This window comes from Nocardia sp. Tas62D01, assembly GCF_055232035.1.
In genome coordinates this window covers 8,946,805-8,965,058 of sequence record NZ_JBUYUZ010000001.1, presented here as the reverse complement: position 1 = coordinate 8,965,058, position 18,254 = coordinate 8,946,805, and the positions used below count along the sequence as shown (strand labels likewise).

Below are 18,254 nucleotides of genomic sequence, written 5' to 3'. Positions count from 1 at the left end.
AGGCGCATTCCGCCCCACACACTTTTGAAACACGGGCTAGCACCGCGCCGGTGACCCGCCCCGAGAGCGCACCACCCCTACCCGCAGTAGGTGAGTCCGCCGTCGAGCCCGGCATGTCGCGCTCCTTGTGCCCCGGAAGCCTTACTCGCAGTTAGTTCTTCAGCCCGCTCCTGCTGCCTACCGTTGGAACCGGACGCCCCTCGTGGTGCTCGTCGGCATTACCGTCGGCTCGTCATAAGGCGTGAAATCGGCCGGGGTGCAACGCCAGTATTCGGGTACCGCCGGACGTACGGAGAACTGCCGCGCTGATTCATACGCTCGAAGTAGGGCGGCGGCCTGGATCCACATTAAAGGTTGGAGCCGCGAATGCTGTTGCTGGGGGCGATAGTTGACTAGTGTCCGGCGGATGACGTTGTGGGCGCATAGCGCCAGTGATGTGTCTGGGTTGCGACACAGCCTTCGAGTGCATTGCCGGTCTACGGGGGAGTGGGCGTGCCGGTTTGCGTCGGTGTTCGGTGCGGGTGATCTGGCGTGTGCGCTTGGCTTGTTTCACGATGCGGGTAAGGCGTCGTGTTCGTGGCAGAGCCGCCTACTGGAGGTGGAGGGTAGCGGTGCGCGGGTCGGTGTCCCGCACAAGGAGTTGGGTGCGCGGCTGTTGCATTCGGCGGTTGGTGTTGCGGCGATGGCGGTGTGGGGGCATCACGGGGGTTTGCTGAGCCGTCGGTCGTTCATGGACCTTCTCGATGTCGGTCTGTCGTCGGAGGACACCGATGCTGCGGCACGGTTTTTCGACGCTATCCCGGAGGCTCGGGCGGTGATCGATCGCCGCGAGTTGATTCCGTCGGGCTGGCTCGGGAAAGGCAACGAGTTGGTGATGGAGATGGGTCTGCGGATGGTGTTCTCGGCGTTGGTCGATGCCGACCATCTCGATACCGGAGCGCACCGTCGTGGATTGAAGGGGCCGCAGGTCGCGCAGGCGGCCGATATGGCCGTGTTGGTCGACCGGTTCGAACGCCGTCGGGCAGCAATGATCGGGGACAAGCCGAACACGACAGCCGAGATGGCAGCAACGGATCTGTTGCGTGCGGAGGTGTATGCGGCTGCGGTCGCTGCAGCGGAGTGGGAGCCGGGTGTGTTTCGGCTGGCCGCACCTACTGGTCTGGGAAAGACGTTCGCGCAGGGCGCATTCGGGCTGCATCACGCCCTAGCACGGCAAAAATCTCGAGTCATTGTGGCGGTTCCGTTCGTGACGATCACTGAACAGAACGCCGAGGTGTATCGGCGACTTCTCGACGACGTGTCCGAGCCGGTGGTGTTAGAGCATCACTCGAGTGTTCGTCTTGAGCCGGACGGCGATCCGACAAGTCCGGCGAGCGTGGCGCAGAGATGGGCGCGTCTGGCGGCGGAGAATTGGGATGCACCTTTCGTGGTGACGACGACGGTGCAGTTGTTCCAGTCGATGTTCGGGCGGAAGCCGTCTGAGGTCCGCAAGCTGCACCGGCTGGCTAATAGCGTGCTGATCCTCGACGAAGTGCAGGCGTTGCCGCCCAGGTTGTTGTTGCCGATTCTGAGTGGACTGCGCACTCTGACTGAGCATTTCGGGACGACTGTGTTGCTCACTTCGGCGACCCAGCCGCAGTTCCAGTCGCTGTCGGCGTGGCGAGCGTCCGCGGCGGGGGGTGACGAGATCAGGATTCATGAAGTCATTAGCGATCCACAGTCGTTGTTCGACCGAGCTCGTCGGGTGGGTTATGAGCGGCGGCTGGACTCGCGAATGACCTGGGACCAAGTCGCGAACGAGGTGGGTGCTCAACATCAGGCACTGGTGATCGTCAACTCGGTGCCCGACGCTCGCCAGCTCTATCGTCTGATGTCACAGCAACATCCGCATGTGTGGCATCTGTCGACCCGTATGTGCCCGGACCATCGACGCGCTGTCTTGCGTGTGGTCACTGAGCGCCTTGGGGATGGTTTGCCTGTGTTGCTGGTTTCCACGCAGTTGATCGAGGCTGGTGTGGATGTAAGCTTCCCGGTGGTGTGGCGTGCGCTGGCTCCGGCTGATTCGGTGCAGCAGGCTGGTGGCCGTGCGAACCGTAATGGCGAGTACCCGCAGGGTGGTTTGGTCGTGGTGTTCGATCCGGCCGAGGGCAAGCGTCCGCCCGAGTATGAGACCGGATGTTCCCTCACGACAACTCATTTCGGGTCAGCTCAGGCGGAGTTCGATGACCAGGATGTTCTCGCCCGCTACTACGAGGAGCTCTACGAGCAGTTGAGACTGGACTACCGGCCGATGAACCGATCGAAATGGAACGTCGGCCAAGTCGTTGAGGACAACCGTCGCAAGCTCGACTACATCGCGGTCACCGACGGTCCCGAGATCGATCTCGGCAACAGCGCGGCCAGGGACCCCAAGAAAGCATTCCGAATGATCGACCAGGATACGGTGCCGGTCGTCATCGACGACCACTATCGCCGTACCGTGATCGAAGCCACGGTAGCCGATCTCGCCGCAGGCGCAGTCGGGTCCTCAGCAGCGCTGCGGACGCTGCAGCCGTGGATAGTTCAGCTGCCCAGCCATCGTGCTCGACGTTCCGACACCGCCGCCTTGATCGACAACGTCGTGGGAGACCTCGGACGATGGAAGGGCACCTACGATTGGGACTCCACGACGTGCCGCGGAGTTGGCATCGACGAGGATGACATCCCCACGGTGTTCTGACCTGAGTGTGGCGTCCGTCTCGGATGGGTAGTCGCTTATGGCAGCGCCCAGTCCCGTTGGCTGGGCGAGGATCTCAACACGTAACCTGCGGCCTGCCAAGGTTATCTGCGAGGGGCTCCTGAGTGCGGCAGTCACCGTGCTTAGGGGTCTCGTTCAATCATGTGCTCGTCACCGGCTGACCTGACTGCGTGATTTTCAAAGCCCATCGAAGGCGTTTCTTGTCGGTGCCTTGGAGCAGGATGCTGCGCTATGCCCGTCATACCCCTGGCGCAACAAGTTTCGGAGAAATTCCGATACCCATGTGCCGTCCCCGCTGCTAGCCTTCCTTGTGCCGCTGGGGGATTCAGGCGGCAGGATACGTGAACTTCTACATATGGTGGTCTGGTGTGCCATCCCGTCGGGTCAGCGTTCTATTTCTTATGTCCAGTGCTGGAAAGGGTGCGGTTTCAGTGTCTTTGGTTGTGCAGGTTAGGGGTCCGGGTGCGTTGTTCACCCGACCGGAGTTGACCGTCGAGCGGGTGTCCTACCCGGTGATGACGCCGACCGCGGCTATCGGGGTGTTGGAGGCGATCTACTGGAAGCCGGAGTTCTCGTACCGGATCAAACGCATCGAGGTGCTCGAGCAGATTCGTCACTTCACGTTACGACGTAACGAGACAACGGATTTAGCGTCATTATCCGATGCGGCTTCGGGTCGACGACGGTTGGACACGGTCGCGAATCGGGTCCAGCGAAACGCGGTCTGTTTGAAGGACGTCGCGTACCGGATTCACGCCCAAGTGGACCTGCGTCCGCACGCGACCAAGCCGGAAGCCGCCTACCGAGACCAGTTCCGGCGGCGCGTAGCGCGCGGACAGTGCTTCTCCCAACCATATTTAGGCACACGGGAATTCGCCGCGAGCTTCGGTGAACCAGACGATCAGCCACCGATCGAGATGGACGCCGAGCTGGGGGTGATGCTGCACAGCATTCGCCACGAAGACCGGCGAAAGTCGTTCACCTGGTTCCATGCCACGTTGAAAAAGGGTGTGCTCGATATCCCGGTAGACGGTATTGCACAGCAAGATTCGGTGGAGTGCTGATGCTTCTGAATCGTCTGGCGGCCTACGGGCGGGACAACCGTGGCGACGGCCCGGCCTTCCATCGAGAATTCGAGTTTCGGTGGAAGCTCGACATCCGCACGAGGCGTGGCGAGATCGAGCGTGTTGAGTTGACGGGGTTGCGTGACCCCGAGGCGTCGAATCGGGGTGTGACATATACCGTCCCGACTTCCGATCGGACAGTGAACGTCTTGGCGCACCTGGCTGCTGATGACGTGCAGTACGTTCTGGGTTGGGGTGACGACTCGACCAAGGATGAGCGCGTTGCGAGATGCCACCAGGACTATATCGATCTGGTGCGCAGGTGGGCTGAGGCAGTCAAACCAGAGGTCGACCGAGTACCGCACCTTTTGCTGACGTTCCTCACCTCGGGCCGTCTGGCGCTCCTCGACCACCCTGAAGGTATTCGGGCCAAAGATCGCGTGATCACCGTGATCGACGGCGTTCCGGCCCACCGAAGCCCGACCGCAGCCAGGCAGTGGGCGGTAGAGGTTGCGGCAAATAAGTCGAGCGGTCGATTCCCTGCGTGTCAGGCTGAGTTGAGTCCACTGGTTCACAGCAAATCGGCCTGACGCAGGGCGAGATACGGATCAACTTCTTCATGACCACCAGCACGAGGACCTCAACGATCGGGGGCCACAATGGACGGATGGATTCACCGGGGCCACGAGCCGACGAGCCCAAGCGGCGCCGCGCGTTCAGCGCGGCCGAGAAGCTCGCTCATCTTCGGGCCTACGAGGCCGCTGTCGAGCACGGCGACGGCGGTGGGTATCTGCGGCGTGAGGGCCTGTACTCGTCGTTGATCAGCGAGTGGCGCAAGCAGCGTGACGCCGGGGTGCTCGCGGGCCGCAAGCCCAGCGACAAGATCGGCAAGCTGACCGCCGAGCAATCCGAGATCGCCCGGTTGACGCGGGAGAACGCCCGGCTGAACAAGCGCCTGTCGACCACCGAGGCCGCCCTGGATATTATGGGAAAAGCGCACGCTCTCTTGGAAAACCTTTCCGAGAGAGCGGATTCCGACGAGCAGCGCAAGAAGCGTTGACCGCCGCGTATACGGCGTTGACCGCCGCTGGGGTGCCCACCCGGCAAGCGGCGTCGTTGACCGGGCTGGTGCGTTCGACCGCGATCCGCCGGGGCAAGGCCGCCGCCGCGCTCACTGTGGTGGTGTCCACGACACCGCCTCCGGACCCGGTTAACAAGCTGACCGTCCTGGAACGAGCGGGCATTCTGGCGGTGCTCACCAGCGACCGGTTCGTCGACCTGGCGCCGCTGCAGATTTACGCCCAGTTGCTCGATGAGGGTGTCTACCTGTGTTCGGTGTCCACGATGTATCGGGTGCTGCGGGAAAACCGGCAAGTCGGCGAACGCCGACGACTGGCGCGACACCCGGCGAAGGTGTGTCCGGAGCTGGTCGCGACCGCGTCCCGGCAGGTGTATTCGTGGGACATCACCAAGCTCGCCGGCCCGATCAAAGGCCAATATTTCGATGCCTACGTGATGATCGACATCTACTCCCGCTACATCGTCGGTGTCCATGTCCATACTCACGAATCCGGTGTTCTGGCAACGGAATTGATGAAGGAGATCTTCGGTGTCCACGGCATCCCGCAGGTCGTGCACGCCGATCGGGGCACCTCGATGACATCCAAGACCGTCGCAGCGCTGCTCGCAGACCTCGAGGTCACCCGGTCGCATTCCCGGCCGCGGGTGTCCAACGACAACCCCTTTTCCGAGGCGCTGTTCAAAACCTTGAAATACGGGCCGGAATTCCCTGAACGCTTCGGAACACTCACCGAGGCAAGACAATTCATGGATTCATTCGCCCAGTGGTACAACCACGAACACCGCCACACCGGCATCGGCTTACACACACCCGCCGATGTCCACTACGGGCTGGCCACCGGCAAAGCAGCCGACCGGCGCACCGTGCTCGACGCGGCCCGCGCCCGACACCCGCACCGCTTCGCCACCACAACACCGCCGAAGATCCTCGACCTGCCCCACACCGTCTGGATCAACCGACCCGCCGACGACAACACCCAGGAGACCGATACCGCAGCCGCATAACACACCCAGCGGTCTCATTCGGCTTGACAAATTCCGATTCGACACATGCCTGGTCTGCGGGCTACAGCGTGACTTGCTGAAAAATATTCCGGTCAAGGTATCGGGGACTCTGGTTCCCGGCGCGAGCAACGACGCCACTCTGGTGAGCGTCAACGAGCCGGTATTCGGCTACGACCTGACCAACGATCAACTCGCCTACACGCCTATCTGTCTGACCTGTGGCGATGAGATGATGGTCGGCCTGACCGGAGTGTTGTCCTCCGAGCATGCAATAACCTATCCCGACCAGAACGCCCGGCTCGCGTGGTGGTGCAGCGATCCTGGCGAGGAGCTGTGGGTCGATCAGGTGATCGAACCGGATCCCGACCAGGTCATCGCACTGCTGCGGTCTGTGCATGCCGGGAAACCGACGACGGCTCGCAGGCAGGCGGCTCGCTTCTGTTGGCTTGCGGTGGGAGGGAACGTCTCTCGTGTGATGGTGCGCGACTGGATCGATCTACCGCTGGTCGATGCCGACAAGAACGCGCCGAGCTTGGACCGCAATATCGCGGCCTGGTTCGACGATCACGAGAACACGCCGCGGTGGCCGCACCCGAGGGCATTGCCGGACGGCGTCACGCTCGGACCGGGTCTGCGCTGGCATCCGATCAGAGAGATGGTGGAGTGCCTGGGACGCTGGGACAAGGGAACTGGGCGATACGCGCGCTTCGGCGCCAAAAATGCCGACCGCTTCGCGCAGGCTAACCACGACTTATTGCGGGCGGCATTTCTCGGCACGCCGGTGTCGATGTCGCTACGCAGCCACCTGATGCACCGCATCAGCAACGACCGACGCATCGACGACGCTCGCGTCGCCTTGATTCGCCTCGCCCTCAACCGCTGCCCCAACCGAAACGAGGACACGCCCATGCCGACAGGGCTCGACATCGACCGCCGCGACCCCGCCTACCTCGCTGGCCGCCTGTTCGCCTTGCTGGAGAACACTCAGCGCGCCGCACACCGCCGCAACGAAGAAGCAGCGAACGGTGGTCCGACTGCCAAGGGGAAATCGGACGCGGACAAGAAACCCGACGAGGTGAACAGTACTTTCGGCAACCGCTATTTCCGTAGCGCGGTAGCGACACCGAGAGTTGCACTCACTCAAGGACGGATCGAGGCCAATGCCTGGCTCAACAAGATCAGGCGCCGTCACTCACCGGCCTACGCTGCCTACTTCACGAACCAGCTGACTGAACTCTATGCACTTGTCGACGGCAACGGGTTGCCCGCGCGTTGCAGTCTGCGGCAGCAAGAACAGTTCGTCCTCGGCTACCACCACCAACTCGCCTTCCGCACCAATACAACCTCCGCCGACGCCTGACCTCCGCCCCTGAAGGGACACCACTCCTGATGACTGCCACACTCGCTGCTTCGCATCTGAATCCCGCTGTCCGCCACGATATGGTCCTGTTGTTCGACGTCACCGACGGCAACCCCAACGGCAACCCCGACGCGGGCAACCAACCTCGCGTCGATATCGAATCCGGCCACGGCCTGATCACCGACGTCTGCATCAAACGCAAAATCCGCGACACCCTGGCATTGGCCGCAGCGGACAACCCCCGCTACGGCATCTTCGTCGAAGCAGGCCACGCCCTCAACACCCGACTGGCTGAGTCATACACCGCGAATGGGCTGGACCTCGTCGCAAAGGGGAAAAAGAAGGCCACCCTGACCAAGGATGAAGCCGGCATCGCCAAAGCGTGGTTATGCAACCGGTACGCCGACATCCGTCTCTTCGGCGCTGTCCTGTCCACCGGCGACACCAACGCCCTCGGCCAAATCCGAGGCCCTCTGCAAGTCGGTATGGCCCGAAGCATCGACCCGGTCACCCCAACAGAGCATCCGATCACCCGTGTCACACAGACCCGCCAAACCGATATCGACAACGGCGAGTCTACCGAAATGGGTGGAAAATGGACCATCCCTTATGGCCTCTACAAAGCTGAAATCACTTACTCCGCAAGCCGCGGCGCCCAAACCGGTGTCGACGCAAAGGATTTCGAGCTGCTCTACCGTGTCCTGGAAATGATGTTCGACCATGACCGCTCGGCCACCCGCGGCAGCATGGCCACTCGCGGCCTATACGTTTTCAGCCACGACAACGCCTTCGGCAACGCTCCAGCCCACAAACTGCTCAATCGCGTGAGCATCGCACAGCGCAACAAGCACAGCGAGCACGGTCCACGCAGCTTCGCCGACTACGACGTGGCCGTCGACACCACCGACCTACCGACCGGCATCACCTTCACCCAAGCGATCAGCTAACCGAGCGATGCCCGAACCCTCGGTTAGTGGGCACAGCTGGGACGTACCGATCTCGGCGATCGAGCACCACGCCTACTGCCCGCGTCAAGCCATCCTGATCCGGCAGGAAGCGTATTTCGAGTCCAACGTTGACACTGTCCGAGGAGACATCGCACACGCGGCAGTCGACCGGGGCGGAACACTCACCGGACGGGCAGGGACCACCATTTGGCGGTCAACACCCGTCCACAACCGCGAACTCGGCATCCACGGAGTCTGCGACACCGTCCACTGGACAGCCACCGGCCCCGTCCCGGTGGAGCACAAATCAGGAACATACCGAGTCGGCGGACCAGCCGATCTCCAGGTCGCTGCGCAGGTGCTGTGTCTGCGTGAAATGTTCAGAGCAGACGTACCCTACGGCGAACTCTTCGCCGGTAAAACCCGCCGCCGCTACAGGATTGACGTCGACGCGCAATTGACTGCCACCGGGCGGTGCCGATGGGTGCAGCGAACATGCCCGGGCGCTGCGCCGGTCCGAACGGACCGGCGAGGATCTCAACATTCTGGTGGCGAGAATCGTCCACAGCGAACTATCGCTGCGCCGGTCCGAACGGACCGGCGAGGATCTCAACCTTGCCGCGGAAGGCTCAGTGGACGCGCGCAAGAACGCTGCGCCGGTCCGAACGGACCGGCGAGGATCTCAACGTCATCGAGTTCGGCGACGATGCCGTCACAGCGTGGCTGCGCCGGTCCGAACGGACCGGCGAGGATCTCAACCAGGCCGAGCAGTACGTAGGTGTCGCGTCTATGGTGCTGCGCCGGTCCGAACGGACCGGCGAGGATCTCAACAACGACACCTGCCCTGCGGTGATCACCACGAACGCTGCGCCGGTCCGAACGGACCGGCGAGGATCTCAACGTCGTATAGACGGTCATCCGGCTGTAGGGCATCAGGCTGCGCCGGTCCGAACGGACCGGCGAGGATCTCAACTCTTGTCGATCCTCATATTGGACCGGCCCGAGAAGGCTGCGCCGGTCCGAACGGACCGGCGAGGATCTCAACACCGATACCCGCGCCGGGGTGTCGGGTGTCAACATGCTGCGCCGGTCCGAACGGACCGGCGAGGATCTCAACCCGATCGGCACCGCAACCGCGCACGCAGGCAACTGGCTGCGCCGGTCCGAACGGACCGGCGAGGATCTCAACCGTGACTGAGCGCGTTCTGCTGCGCCACGTGCCCGGCGCTGCGCCGGTCCGAACGGACCGGCGAGGATCTCAACACCGTGCAGTCCTACGGCTACGGCGTCCGCTACTGGCTGCGCCGGTCCGAACGGACCGGCGAGGATCTCAACTTGAGCTGTGCGATTGGTACGGGCGCCTTGATGGGCTGCGCCGGTCCGAACGGACCGGCGAGGATCTCAACCTGCCAGACGATGTGGGCTTCGTCGGCGGCGTAGGGGCGCTGCGCCGGTCCGAACGGACCGGCGAGGATCTCAACGAGCAGGACACGAAAAAAGGACGGGCTGCGCAAAGCTGCGCCGGTCCGAACGGACCGGCGAGGATCTCAACGGTTGGCGGGAGACTTACTCCGACGCCGGGAAGACGCTGCGCCGGTCCGAACGGACCGGCGAGGATCTCAACTGTCGATTGGATTTCCGACCAGTGGGGCAAGGTCGAGCTGCGCCGGTCCGAACGGACCGGCGAAGATCTCAACATCGGCGTGCAAGGTACTGCCGGCGCATTGACCAGCTGCGCCGGTCCGAACCGGCGAGGATCTCAACAGATACTCCCGCTGGGCGTCATTCAGAAGGACGCTGCTGCGCCGGTCCGAACGGACCGGCGAGGATCTCAACCCGAAGGCACCGACCGGCTGGCGACACTCGACGAGCTGCGCCGGTCCGAACGGACCGGCGAGGATCTCAACTCCGAATGTCGAACGTGCTGCCTCTCCAGCAAGCTGGCTGCGCCGGTCCGAACGGACCGGCGAGGATCTCAACAGATCCGGAACGCCGAACACCAGGCCACCTGCCAGCTGCGGCGGTCCGAACGGACCGGCGAGGATCTCAACGGCACCAAGGTCCTGGACGCGAACCGCGCGGTCCGCGCTGCGCCGGTCCGAACGGACCGGCGAGGATCTCAACACGGTGGCGAGTCCACCATCACCGTTGGTGGCCGAGCTGCGCCGGTCCGAACGGACCGGCGAGGATCTCAACAATGCGGCTATGGCGGTGCTGACGGCACCGATAACGGCTGCGCCGGTCCGAACGGACCGGCGAGGATCTCAACGCAGCCGAGGCTGGAATCGTGCCTGGCGAAGTGGTGTGTGGGCCGCCGCACCGACAGGTTCGAGAAGCTCGGACCAACTAAGGAGCTGTGGTGTCTGCGGGGATGAGTTGATACGGATCAGACGACCGCCCAACTGTCGAACCCAATCGAGCGGCTCGTCACGTAGTTGTGATAAACGCGAATCATGACGGCAATGTAATCTGATTACATTTTCAATGTGGCTGAGGCGATCGAGGACACCGCGCCGGTACGTCGCACGACGCTCGGCCGGACCGGGGTCTGTCCTACCTGCAATGGGAGGGCGATTCGGTCCTTACGCCCAACAGAGGCGGTCCTGATCGAGGATAAAGGCCACTTGCCGATGCTCGAAGCGCCGGAATACACGGCGCGCCTGATTCAGGCCCTGCTGGCAGGCGTCGATGCCTGAGCACCGACTGAATCACCCGGTGCGGCCGTTACGTCCGTAACATCCGCCCAAGACGTAAACCGAATACATCCCTGGTGCCGGTTATTGCCGGCCCACTTCGAGACCGTAGATGGAGACACGCAGTGGGAACGAACGAGCGCGATAGGCAAGAGATTCTCAGCATCCATCGAAACTGGTGGGTGGCCAACTATCAGTGGGACATTCCCTTGATGCGCGAGTGCTTTCCGCCGGGGTACTCGTTCCTCAACTTCAATCTCAGTGGGGATCCGTACTTCGGCCGCGAGGAACTGACCGCGTTCTGGGAGTCCTTCAAGGATATTCCCCGCCCGAAGCCTGCTGTCATGCACATTTGGCGGCTGACGGTCAGCGGCGACATGGCGTGGCTGCTGTGCGAGGGAAACTTCGAGACCGTCGCCCTGCCAGATCAGTATCTGCGCAGCACCGAGATCTACCAACGTGACGACGGCGACGGCAATCCGGTCTGGAAGATGTGGCACTTCCACTGCTCGCAGATGGCCGCGCCCGACAAGGTTCGCGTGCCGTTCGGCGACACCTACGAATCCCGCGGCGTCGGCTACCTGCCGTACGGGCAGAGCTTTTCTGTCACGGACGACCAGTAGCACACGAACGGTAACAGCACTGAAATAAGCTGTCACCGGCGAGAAATGTAATCCAATTACACTGTTGTTGAAACAAGATTTATGAAGGATTCTCTTCGGGTCTTCTCGAGACGCAATGCGATTTTGTCTCGGCGCTTTGTTTGGCATGCCTAAATGCCGGTATTTCCAGCCAGAAAGGAATCTTCATGTCCACTCTCGAGAGTGATCGCAGCGCCATTCTCGCGCTGCACAAGGACTGGTGGGAAGCCAACTGCGGGCTCGACATCCCGCGGATGCAGACGGTCTTCCCGGCCGGCGACGCGTACCTGATGTTCAATCTCAACGGGCATCCGTACTTCGGGATCGCCGAGAAGACAACCCTCTGGGAGTACTACAGCACGCGCATCAACATCGGAATGTCCGAGGTGTACATCATGCGCCTCGACATCGGGGCGGACATGGCCTACCTGTGCGCGGAGGCGCTGTTCCCGCGGACGCGGAACACTGTGGCCGAGGACGGCACCCCACTGAGTATCGGGGCGACCGAGTCCGCCTACGGTCCGGTCACGCGGGTGCGCGCCACGGAGGTATACAAGCGCGACGACGGTGACGGCGAGCCGCAGTGGAAGCTGTGGCACTTCCACTGCTCCCCGCTCCCGCCGGGTGATGAGGTGCGCCCGAGCACGACGGACACCAGCGACCAGCGCGGCCTGGGTTTCGTGCCCGGGCACGAAACGATCAGCGTGGTCGGGAAATGAGCCGGCGGACGATCGATCGCGACGCAGGCCCGATTGCCGTCAGCTACCTCGGAGACCCAGCGTCCGAGAAGTTGCCCCTGCTGTTCATCCATCCGATAAACCTGCGCGGCGCGGCGTGGGACGCGGTCGTATCCGCCTTCGACGACCGGTTCCTGATCGTCCCCGACATGCGCGGGTTCGGTGACTCGCCACCTGTGGCCGAATACAGCGTTGACCTGTGGGCAAAAGACTGTATCGACGCGGTCGATGCAGCCGGCATCAAGCAGTTCCACGCTATCGGTGGATCGCTCGGTGGCCCGATAGCGACCTATATTGCCAGCGTCCTGCCCGACCGGGTCGTCTCGGTGATGGCAGTCGGCAGCCAGATGTTCTCCGTGAACCGTGACAACGCCTCGGTTCTGGCCACCCTCGAGAGCCACTCCGTTCCCGAGATGTTCTCGATCGTGATCCCGAAGTATTCCCTTGGCCCACACGCGTCCGCCGAGGTGGTCGCGAAGACGTTGGCGATCTGCAACCCCAACGGGCCCGATGACGTGCGCAAGGTGTGGCGCGCGGCAGGTGCGACCGACGTCCGCTCGAACGCCGCTACTGTCACCTGCCCGGCGACAGTCGTCACGGGCGAATTCGACCTGACCTGCTTGCCCGAGGCAGGGGCCGAGATGGCCAAGGCGCTCAACGCGCCGCACATCATCATGACGGGCATCGGCCACCTGCCGATGTTGGAGGAGCCCGAGGCGCTCATCCCGCTCATAGAGCAGCATCTCGCACGTGCAGAGACGCAGCGATGACCTTCTCGATCGTCGCGCGCGACCCGGAGACCGGTGAGCTGGGCGTAGCGAGCCAGTCGCACTACTTCGCACTCGGACGGGTGGTCACCTTCGCCCAGTCCGGTGTCGGGGTGGTGGCTACCCAGTCGTTCGTGGACCCGGCCTACGGCCCCGACGGACTCACCCTGATGGCCGCCGGCAGGACCGCAACCGAATCGCTACAGGAGCTTCTGGCAGCCGACGACGAACGCGAGCTGCGCCAAGTCGCGATGCTGGACGCCACCGGCGACGCGGCTTCCTACACGGGAGCTCGCTGCGTGCCCTCGAGAGGCGAGCTGCGCGGCAAGGACGTCGTCGTGCTAGGGAACATGCTGACCAATGGGGACGTCGTACCGGCGATGCTGACCGCGTACGAGTCGTCGGCCGGATCTCTGTCGAGCCGGATCCTGACGGCGATGGATGCGGCGGAGGCCGCCGGTGGCGACGCTCGTGGCCGGATGTCGGCGTCGATCGTGATCGTCAGTGGCGAGCGCGGGCCCCGGCCATGGAGTAATCGACTTCTCGACCTGCGGGTGGACGAGAGCGCCGACCCGCTGGTGGAGCTGCGCCGCCTCGTCGAGCTCAGCGAGGCGCACACGATCTTCGGTAACTCGGTCTTCACCCCTGGGTTGCTCTCCAGCACGTCGCCAACCTCCGGCGCGAAACTGAACGCAGCGCTCGAGGCGCTCGACGGCGCCCAGCGCGTCATCGGTGACGACCTGGAACCCCAGCTATGGAAGGGCGTGCTGCTCGTCCGCGCGGGTTCCGTCGAGCAGGGAGGGAAGCTCATCAGCCGGGTGGTCAGCGAGCGTGAGCAATACCGCGCGTTCGTCGAAGGGCTGCACGAAGTGGGCATCCTTCCGGTCGCAGCATCGGAGCTGGTCGGCGATGTCTGACCAGCTGGAGCTTCGGCGACGCCTGATCGACCTGGCCGCGACGCCGTCGGGCGAGGCGCTGACCGCCCTGGCGGCGCCGAGCGCACAGCTGTGCCTGGACATGCACCTGTCATCGCTCTCGGAAGGATCGGCTGCCCTGCTGTCGATCCTGGGATCACTGGACGCCGGGCAGCGCGCCGGGTTGACCGCCCTCGGGCACGCCGACCGGACAGTGCTGCTCGCACCGGCTCGCCCGGCGAACCCCGGTACCCGCGCGGTGTTCGTCTTCTCCCACCCGGGCGCGGGAAAGGTCACCGAGATCGTGTCCTACACCGACGGGACGGACCCTGACGATGCAACGACGGAAGCCGCGCCGGCTGGCGCGACCCGGCCCGTGGCGGCAGCGGGTCGCATCGAGCCCTGCACCGACCGGGTGCTCGTCACTGCGTCATCGGACACGCTCGGATTCGAGATCGCCCAGGCGTTCTTGCGGGCCGGTGCGTCGGTGGCCTTCCACGGCACCCGGTCAGAGCTCACCGTCCCGGCGCCCGCCGTGGGGAGCCGCGCAGCCTACCTGCCGGCGGACCTGGCCGACGCCGAGCAGAGCGAACAGCTCGTGCTCGACGCGGCCGTGGCGCTCGGTGGACCGATCACCATCCTGATCAACAACCTCGGGCCTTGGGACAGCACCCCGCTCTCGCAACTGTCAGGGCCGGCCTGGGACACCGGCTTGCAGGTGCACATGGGCGCAGCGTTGCGGCTGGCTCAGCTGGTTGCCCCGGGTATGCGTGAGGCGGGCAGGGGACGGATCGTCAATATCTCCGCGGGCTCGGCGTACGTCAGAGACCACGGCCTCTATGGGTTTGCCAAGGGAGCACTCGGCCTGATGACCGAGTCGCTGGCTTACGAACTCGCCCCCGAGGTGACCGTGAACGCGGTCGCGCCGGGACAGATCGAGGAGAGCGTCGAGGCCATGAATGCGATCGACCCCACAGCTGTCCCTGCCATGCTCCGCGGCACGCCGGCCGGCCGCTTCGTCACGCGTGCGGAGGTTGCGCGAGCCGTCGTAGCGCTGTGCGAGCCGGCTTTCGACATGGTGACTGGTGTTGTCCTTCCGCTCGACGGCGGCTACCGGATCGCCTCGACGACGAGGACCCGGTCATGAGCACGCGCGAGCTGTCGGCGCTGGCCCGAGGCATCGCGGGCGACGACGCGGTCGTCACCGCCGGCAATGCCGACGTGGTAGCCCGGCTGCCCCTTCCAGTCGGCGCGTTCTACGCGGCTTATCTCGGCGCTGACCTGGCGGGAATGCTGGCCCTGCTCCACCCAGCCGTCACGCTGCGGTTTCCCTCCTACCCGCCCCTCGTCGGCATCGACCGAGCACGGGAGTTCTTCGAGTTCCAGAGCACGCTGTTTCGTGAGATGGACTTCCAGCTCGTCGACGCGTTCTCGCAGGCACTGATGACCGTCGTGATCTGGCGTGAGAGCGGCACCACCGCCTCGGGCGCCGCCTGGCGCTGCCACGGCGTCGACACCTTGCTCGCCGATGCCAAGCAGATCCTGGCCATCCAGGTCGGTGGCTCGGGCTGGCCCCTGCGTGAGCTGCTACCCCGCTTCGCACCTGAGCGCACATATGCGACACCCGTTCGATCTGGAGGACACGAATGACCGCTATCGGCTACGTACTGGGCAGCACGCTGCCGCCGGTGCTGCTTCCGGAGGCGTCCCGGGCGATCGAGGCCGCCGGGTTCGACAGCGTCTGGATGAGCGAGGACTACTTCATGACCGGCGGAGTGGCCGGCGCCGGCGTCGTACTCGGTGCTACCGAGCATCTCACTGTCGGCATCGGCCTGCTGCCGATCTATGTCCGCCATCCGGCGCTCACGGCGATGGAAGCGGCCACACTCGCGGGAGCCTTTCCCGACCGCTTCCGGCTGGGACTCGGTACGGGTGTCGCGGCGTGGCTCGATCAGATGGGTGTGGCCCACGCGGCGCCGCTCACGTCGATGCGCGACACGGTCGACTCGGTGCGCTCGCTGCTCGCGGGCGAGTCGCTGTCTGTCACGAACCGCTTCACGTTCGAATCGGTCCGTCTGAGCTACCCGCCGGCGAAGGTCCCGCAGATCTACATCGGTGCGACCGGCCCAAAAATGACCAGCCTGGCGGGCGAGATCGCCGACGGGGTGCTGATGTCGGTGCTGTCCAGCCCGGCGTTCGTGCGCCGCGCGCGCGCAAGGATCGACGAAGCTGCCGGTGCCGGCACCCCACGACGGTCCATTTCGGCCTTCGCGATCTTCTCCTTGGCCGAGACGACCGAACAGGCGAGGCACGCTGCGCGCCCGGTCATCGCGGAGTATTTGTCGCACGGCAACAGTGGGCTGACCGATGCGGCCGGTATCACCGACGACGTCAAAGCGCTGCTCGCTGGCGGCGGCCGTGAGCGGCTCGAGCGTGAGATGCCCGACGATTGGATCGATCTCATCAGCATCAGCGGAGATGCCCCGACCTGCCTGCGCGCCCTCGCCGCACTCGAGGAAGCGGGCGCGGACGAGATCGCCTTGATGCCGGTGGACAGCACGAATCTCGTCGAGCAGATCAAGTCTGCCGGGGCAGCACTGGGGCTGTCCAAGTCCTGAGACCTGTCCCGCGCCGTCACTTGCCGTCGGGACCGTATGCGTTCCAACCCCTATAGGAGAAGAATACGATGGAATTCGAAGTCTTGAGGCGATCCGCCCTGGCGGTCGCCGGCGTGGGGTTGCTCCTTCTGGCCGGCTGTACGTCATCCAGCTCCGGTACGTCCACGAACGGCGCTGGCGGGTCCGACGTTGTCATCGGTTTCGGCGACGTGGACAACCTCGACCCCGTCCAGTTCAAGGCCGCCACCGGCTATACCGTGGTGGGCAACGTATACGGAACGCTGTTCACGGAGAACTACACCGACAAGGGCGGCACACTCGTCGGCAACAACACGTACTCGCTGTCGCTGGCGAAATCCGTGACGTACAACGCCGACGGAACATTGCTGACAATCGAGTTGAAGCCCGACCTGAAGTTCGAGGACGGTTCCCCGCTCACTGCGGACGACGTTGCGTACACCCTGCAGCGTGCTCTTTCCGATGCCGGCTACACACGCGTCTTCTCGACGTATCTCAACATCGCGGACCCGGCCAAGGACATCACGGTGGTGAACCCGACAACTGTCCAGATCGTCACCACGCAGAAGGCCGCCCTGATGGAGAAGTTCCTGTCGTTCCAGACCTTCGGGATCCTGGACAAGGCGGCGGCGATGAAGAGCAGCACACAGAAATGGGCGTCGGACTACTTCGCCAAGAATGTGGTCGCCTCGGGCCCCTACAAGATCTCGAAGTGGACTCCGGGTACCAGCATCGTGCTGACCAAGAACCCGAACTACACGGCGGCCGACATGAGCATGGCCCCGGCGACCGTCACCTTGCAGAACATACCCACCAGCGACCAGGCATACCTGGCCCTGCAGAACGGTTCCATCGACATCGCGATGGGCCTACCGCCGAAGCTGGCGAAGCAGGCGCAGGGCAACAATAAGGTCGCCGTCTATAGGACGCCTTCGTCGGACATCGTGTACATGGGCATGAACGTAAAGGATCCGGCGCTGTCGAACCCTCAGGTTCGTCAGGCGATCTCCTACTTGATCCCGTACGACACGCTGCGCAAGGAGGTGATGCAGGGTTTCGCGAACTCCGCATACGGACCGGCGCCCTATCCGATGGTGAGCGCACTCGACTCCACGGGCACCAAGGACGCCTACCCGACAGATCCGGCCAAGGCGGCAACGCTGCTGAAGGCTGCTGGAGTCAGCAACCTGTCGCTGACGCTCTCGGTCGACGCGGCGGACGCGAGCGCGGTGGAGTCGGCGACGTTCATCCAGAGCGCGCTCGCGGCCGGTGACATCAACGTCACCGTCAACCAGATGACTGCCGCCGATTACAACACCGCTCTCGGCGCTCGCAAGCTGCAGATGTTCCTGGGCGAGTGGTACTCGTGGGGCGAGGACCCGATCTACCAGATGAACTTCCTGTTGAAGTCGACCGCATTCACCGACTACTCGGGCTACTCCAACCCGCAGTTCGACGCGCTGGTGACGAATGGCATCAACGTGACCGACAGCGCCCAACGCGACACGCTGTCGCAGCAGGCGCAGCAGATGGCGATCGCGGACGCTCCTTGGGCATTCCTCTACACGCGGGACTCCATCATCGTCGGGAACTCGAACGTGGGCGGGGTCACCCGACCCGATGACCAGTACCTGCGGTTCCAGAACCTCACCCTCAAATAGCCCTCACCCGAC

15 protein-coding genes, 1 pseudogene and 2 CRISPR repeat arrays are annotated in these 18,254 nt (G+C 63.9%); all 16 genes and pseudogenes read left to right on the top strand.

Going from position 1 to position 18,254, the window contains the following annotated elements:
* Positions 1–406: 406 nt before the first annotated feature.
* The 16 genes and pseudogenes from cas3 (at position 407) to ACV7NQ_RS43565 (ending at position 18,242) form a co-directional block, all read left to right on the top strand.
* Complete coding sequence (cas3, locus tag ACV7NQ_RS43640; RefSeq protein WP_463364838.1) at positions 407–2,719, top strand: CRISPR-associated helicase Cas3'; 2,313 nt, start codon at positions 407–409, stop codon at positions 2,717–2,719.
* A 449-nt stretch (positions 2,720–3,168) separates the two neighbouring features.
* Positions 3,169–3,801: a type I-C CRISPR-associated protein Cas5c gene (cas5c, locus tag ACV7NQ_RS43635; RefSeq protein WP_463364837.1), complete on the top strand. Its 633-nt coding sequence runs from the start codon at positions 3,169–3,171 to the stop codon at positions 3,799–3,801.
* Complete coding sequence (locus ACV7NQ_RS43630; RefSeq protein ID WP_463364836.1) at positions 3,801–4,391, top strand: type I-C CRISPR-associated protein Cas8c/Csd1; 591 nt, start codon at positions 3,801–3,803, stop codon at positions 4,389–4,391. The genes cas5c and ACV7NQ_RS43630 overlap by 1 nt, the downstream gene beginning before the upstream one ends.
* Before the next feature lie 77 nt (positions 4,392–4,468).
* Positions 4,469–5,886, top strand: a protein-coding gene (locus ACV7NQ_RS43625) for an IS3 family transposase (RefSeq protein WP_463361988.1) whose coding sequence is annotated in 2 segments (ribosomal slippage) — positions 4,469–4,835 and positions 4,835–5,886 — 1,419 coding nt in all. Because the reading frame shifts where the segments join, the coding sequence is not laid out codon by codon here.
* Positions 5,870–7,246, top strand: a complete 1,377-nt coding sequence (locus ACV7NQ_RS43620) for a type I-C CRISPR-associated protein Cas8c/Csd1 (protein WP_463366038.1) — start codon at positions 5,870–5,872, stop codon at positions 7,244–7,246. The genes ACV7NQ_RS43625 and ACV7NQ_RS43620 overlap by 17 nt, the downstream gene beginning before the upstream one ends.
* Positions 7,247–7,275: 29 nt before the next feature.
* Complete coding sequence (cas7c, locus tag ACV7NQ_RS43615; protein WP_463364835.1) at positions 7,276–8,193, top strand: type I-C CRISPR-associated protein Cas7/Csd2; 918 nt, start codon at positions 7,276–7,278, stop codon at positions 8,191–8,193.
* A gap of 7 nt (positions 8,194–8,200) precedes the next feature.
* Positions 8,201–8,641, top strand: a pseudogene (locus tag ACV7NQ_RS43610) (CRISPR-associated protein Cas4); the annotation flags it as partial.
* Between the two features lie 57 nt (positions 8,642–8,698).
* A CRISPR array of direct repeats spans positions 8,699–9,890; the repeat unit is 37 nt; unit sequence GCTGCGCCGGTCCGAACGGACCGGCGAGGATCTCAAC.
* 101 nt (positions 9,891–9,991) lie between these two features.
* Positions 9,992–10,462: direct repeats of the CRISPR family, unit length 37 nt; unit sequence GCTGCGCCGGTCCGAACGGACCGGCGAGGATCTCAAC.
* A 217-nt stretch (positions 10,463–10,679) separates the two neighbouring features.
* A complete protein-coding gene (locus ACV7NQ_RS43605) occupies positions 10,680–10,889 on the top strand; it encodes a hypothetical protein (protein WP_463364834.1) in 210 nt (69 codons plus the stop codon).
* Positions 10,890–11,011: 122 nt separating this feature from the next.
* On the top strand, positions 11,012–11,509 hold the full coding sequence (locus tag ACV7NQ_RS43600) for a YybH family protein (RefSeq protein WP_463364833.1): 498 nt from the start codon (positions 11,012–11,014) through the stop codon (positions 11,507–11,509).
* Positions 11,510–11,694: 185 nt separating this feature from the next.
* Positions 11,695–12,246, top strand: coding sequence for a YybH family protein (locus ACV7NQ_RS43595; RefSeq protein WP_463364832.1), 552 nt, complete (start codon positions 11,695–11,697; stop codon positions 12,244–12,246).
* A complete protein-coding gene (locus ACV7NQ_RS43590; RefSeq protein ID WP_463364831.1) occupies positions 12,243–13,034 on the top strand; it encodes an alpha/beta fold hydrolase in 792 nt (263 codons plus the stop codon). The genes ACV7NQ_RS43595 and ACV7NQ_RS43590 overlap by 4 nt, the downstream gene beginning before the upstream one ends.
* The gene (locus ACV7NQ_RS43585) at positions 13,031–13,948 is read left to right on the top strand and encodes a DUF1028 domain-containing protein (protein WP_463364830.1); all 918 of its coding nucleotides are present in this window, start codon (positions 13,031–13,033) and stop codon (positions 13,946–13,948) included. The genes ACV7NQ_RS43590 and ACV7NQ_RS43585 overlap by 4 nt, the downstream gene beginning before the upstream one ends.
* Entirely contained in the window at positions 13,941–15,092 is a 1,152-nt protein-coding gene (locus tag ACV7NQ_RS43580) for an SDR family NAD(P)-dependent oxidoreductase (protein WP_463364829.1), read from the top strand. The genes ACV7NQ_RS43585 and ACV7NQ_RS43580 overlap by 8 nt, the downstream gene beginning before the upstream one ends.
* Positions 15,089–15,595 carry a nuclear transport factor 2 family protein gene (locus ACV7NQ_RS43575; RefSeq protein WP_463364828.1) on the top strand — a complete coding sequence of 169 codons (507 nt, stop codon included), beginning with the start codon at positions 15,089–15,091 and terminating at the stop codon, positions 15,593–15,595. The genes ACV7NQ_RS43580 and ACV7NQ_RS43575 overlap by 4 nt, the downstream gene beginning before the upstream one ends.
* Positions 15,592–16,563 (top strand): LLM class flavin-dependent oxidoreductase, encoded by a 972-nt coding sequence (locus tag ACV7NQ_RS43570; protein ID WP_463364827.1) that lies wholly within the window; start codon positions 15,592–15,594, stop codon positions 16,561–16,563. Before ACV7NQ_RS43575 ends, ACV7NQ_RS43570 begins: the two co-directional genes overlap by 4 nt.
* A 68-nt stretch (positions 16,564–16,631) precedes the next feature.
* Positions 16,632–18,242, top strand: a complete 1,611-nt coding sequence (locus ACV7NQ_RS43565; RefSeq protein ID WP_463364826.1) for an ABC transporter substrate-binding protein — start codon at positions 16,632–16,634, stop codon at positions 18,240–18,242.
* Positions 18,243–18,254: the final 12 nt, after the last annotated feature.

Bases quoted from the DNA above. Each gene is read 5' to 3' on its own strand.
- ACV7NQ_RS43630 (WP_463364836.1), top strand. From the start codon at position 3,801: ATGCTTCTGAATCGTCTGGCGGCCTACGGGCGGGACAACCGTGGCGAC.
- ACV7NQ_RS43575 (WP_463364828.1), top strand. From the start codon at position 15,089: ATGAGCACGCGCGAGCTGTCGGCGCTGGCCCGAGGCATCGCGGGCGAC.
- ACV7NQ_RS43585 (WP_463364830.1), top strand. From the start codon at position 13,031: ATGACCTTCTCGATCGTCGCGCGCGACCCGGAGACCGGTGAGCTGGGC.
- ACV7NQ_RS43580 (WP_463364829.1), top strand. From the start codon at position 13,941: ATGTCTGACCAGCTGGAGCTTCGGCGACGCCTGATCGACCTGGCCGCG.
- ACV7NQ_RS43595 (WP_463364832.1), top strand. From the start codon at position 11,695: ATGTCCACTCTCGAGAGTGATCGCAGCGCCATTCTCGCGCTGCACAAG.
- ACV7NQ_RS43565 (WP_463364826.1), top strand. From the start codon at position 16,632: ATGGAATTCGAAGTCTTGAGGCGATCCGCCCTGGCGGTCGCCGGCGTG.
- ACV7NQ_RS43590 (WP_463364831.1), top strand. From the start codon at position 12,243: ATGAGCCGGCGGACGATCGATCGCGACGCAGGCCCGATTGCCGTCAGC.
- ACV7NQ_RS43570 (WP_463364827.1), top strand. From the start codon at position 15,592: ATGACCGCTATCGGCTACGTACTGGGCAGCACGCTGCCGCCGGTGCTG.
- cas3 (WP_463364838.1), top strand. From the start codon at position 407: ATGACGTTGTGGGCGCATAGCGCCAGTGATGTGTCTGGGTTGCGACAC.
- cas7c (WP_463364835.1), top strand. From the start codon at position 7,276: ATGACTGCCACACTCGCTGCTTCGCATCTGAATCCCGCTGTCCGCCAC.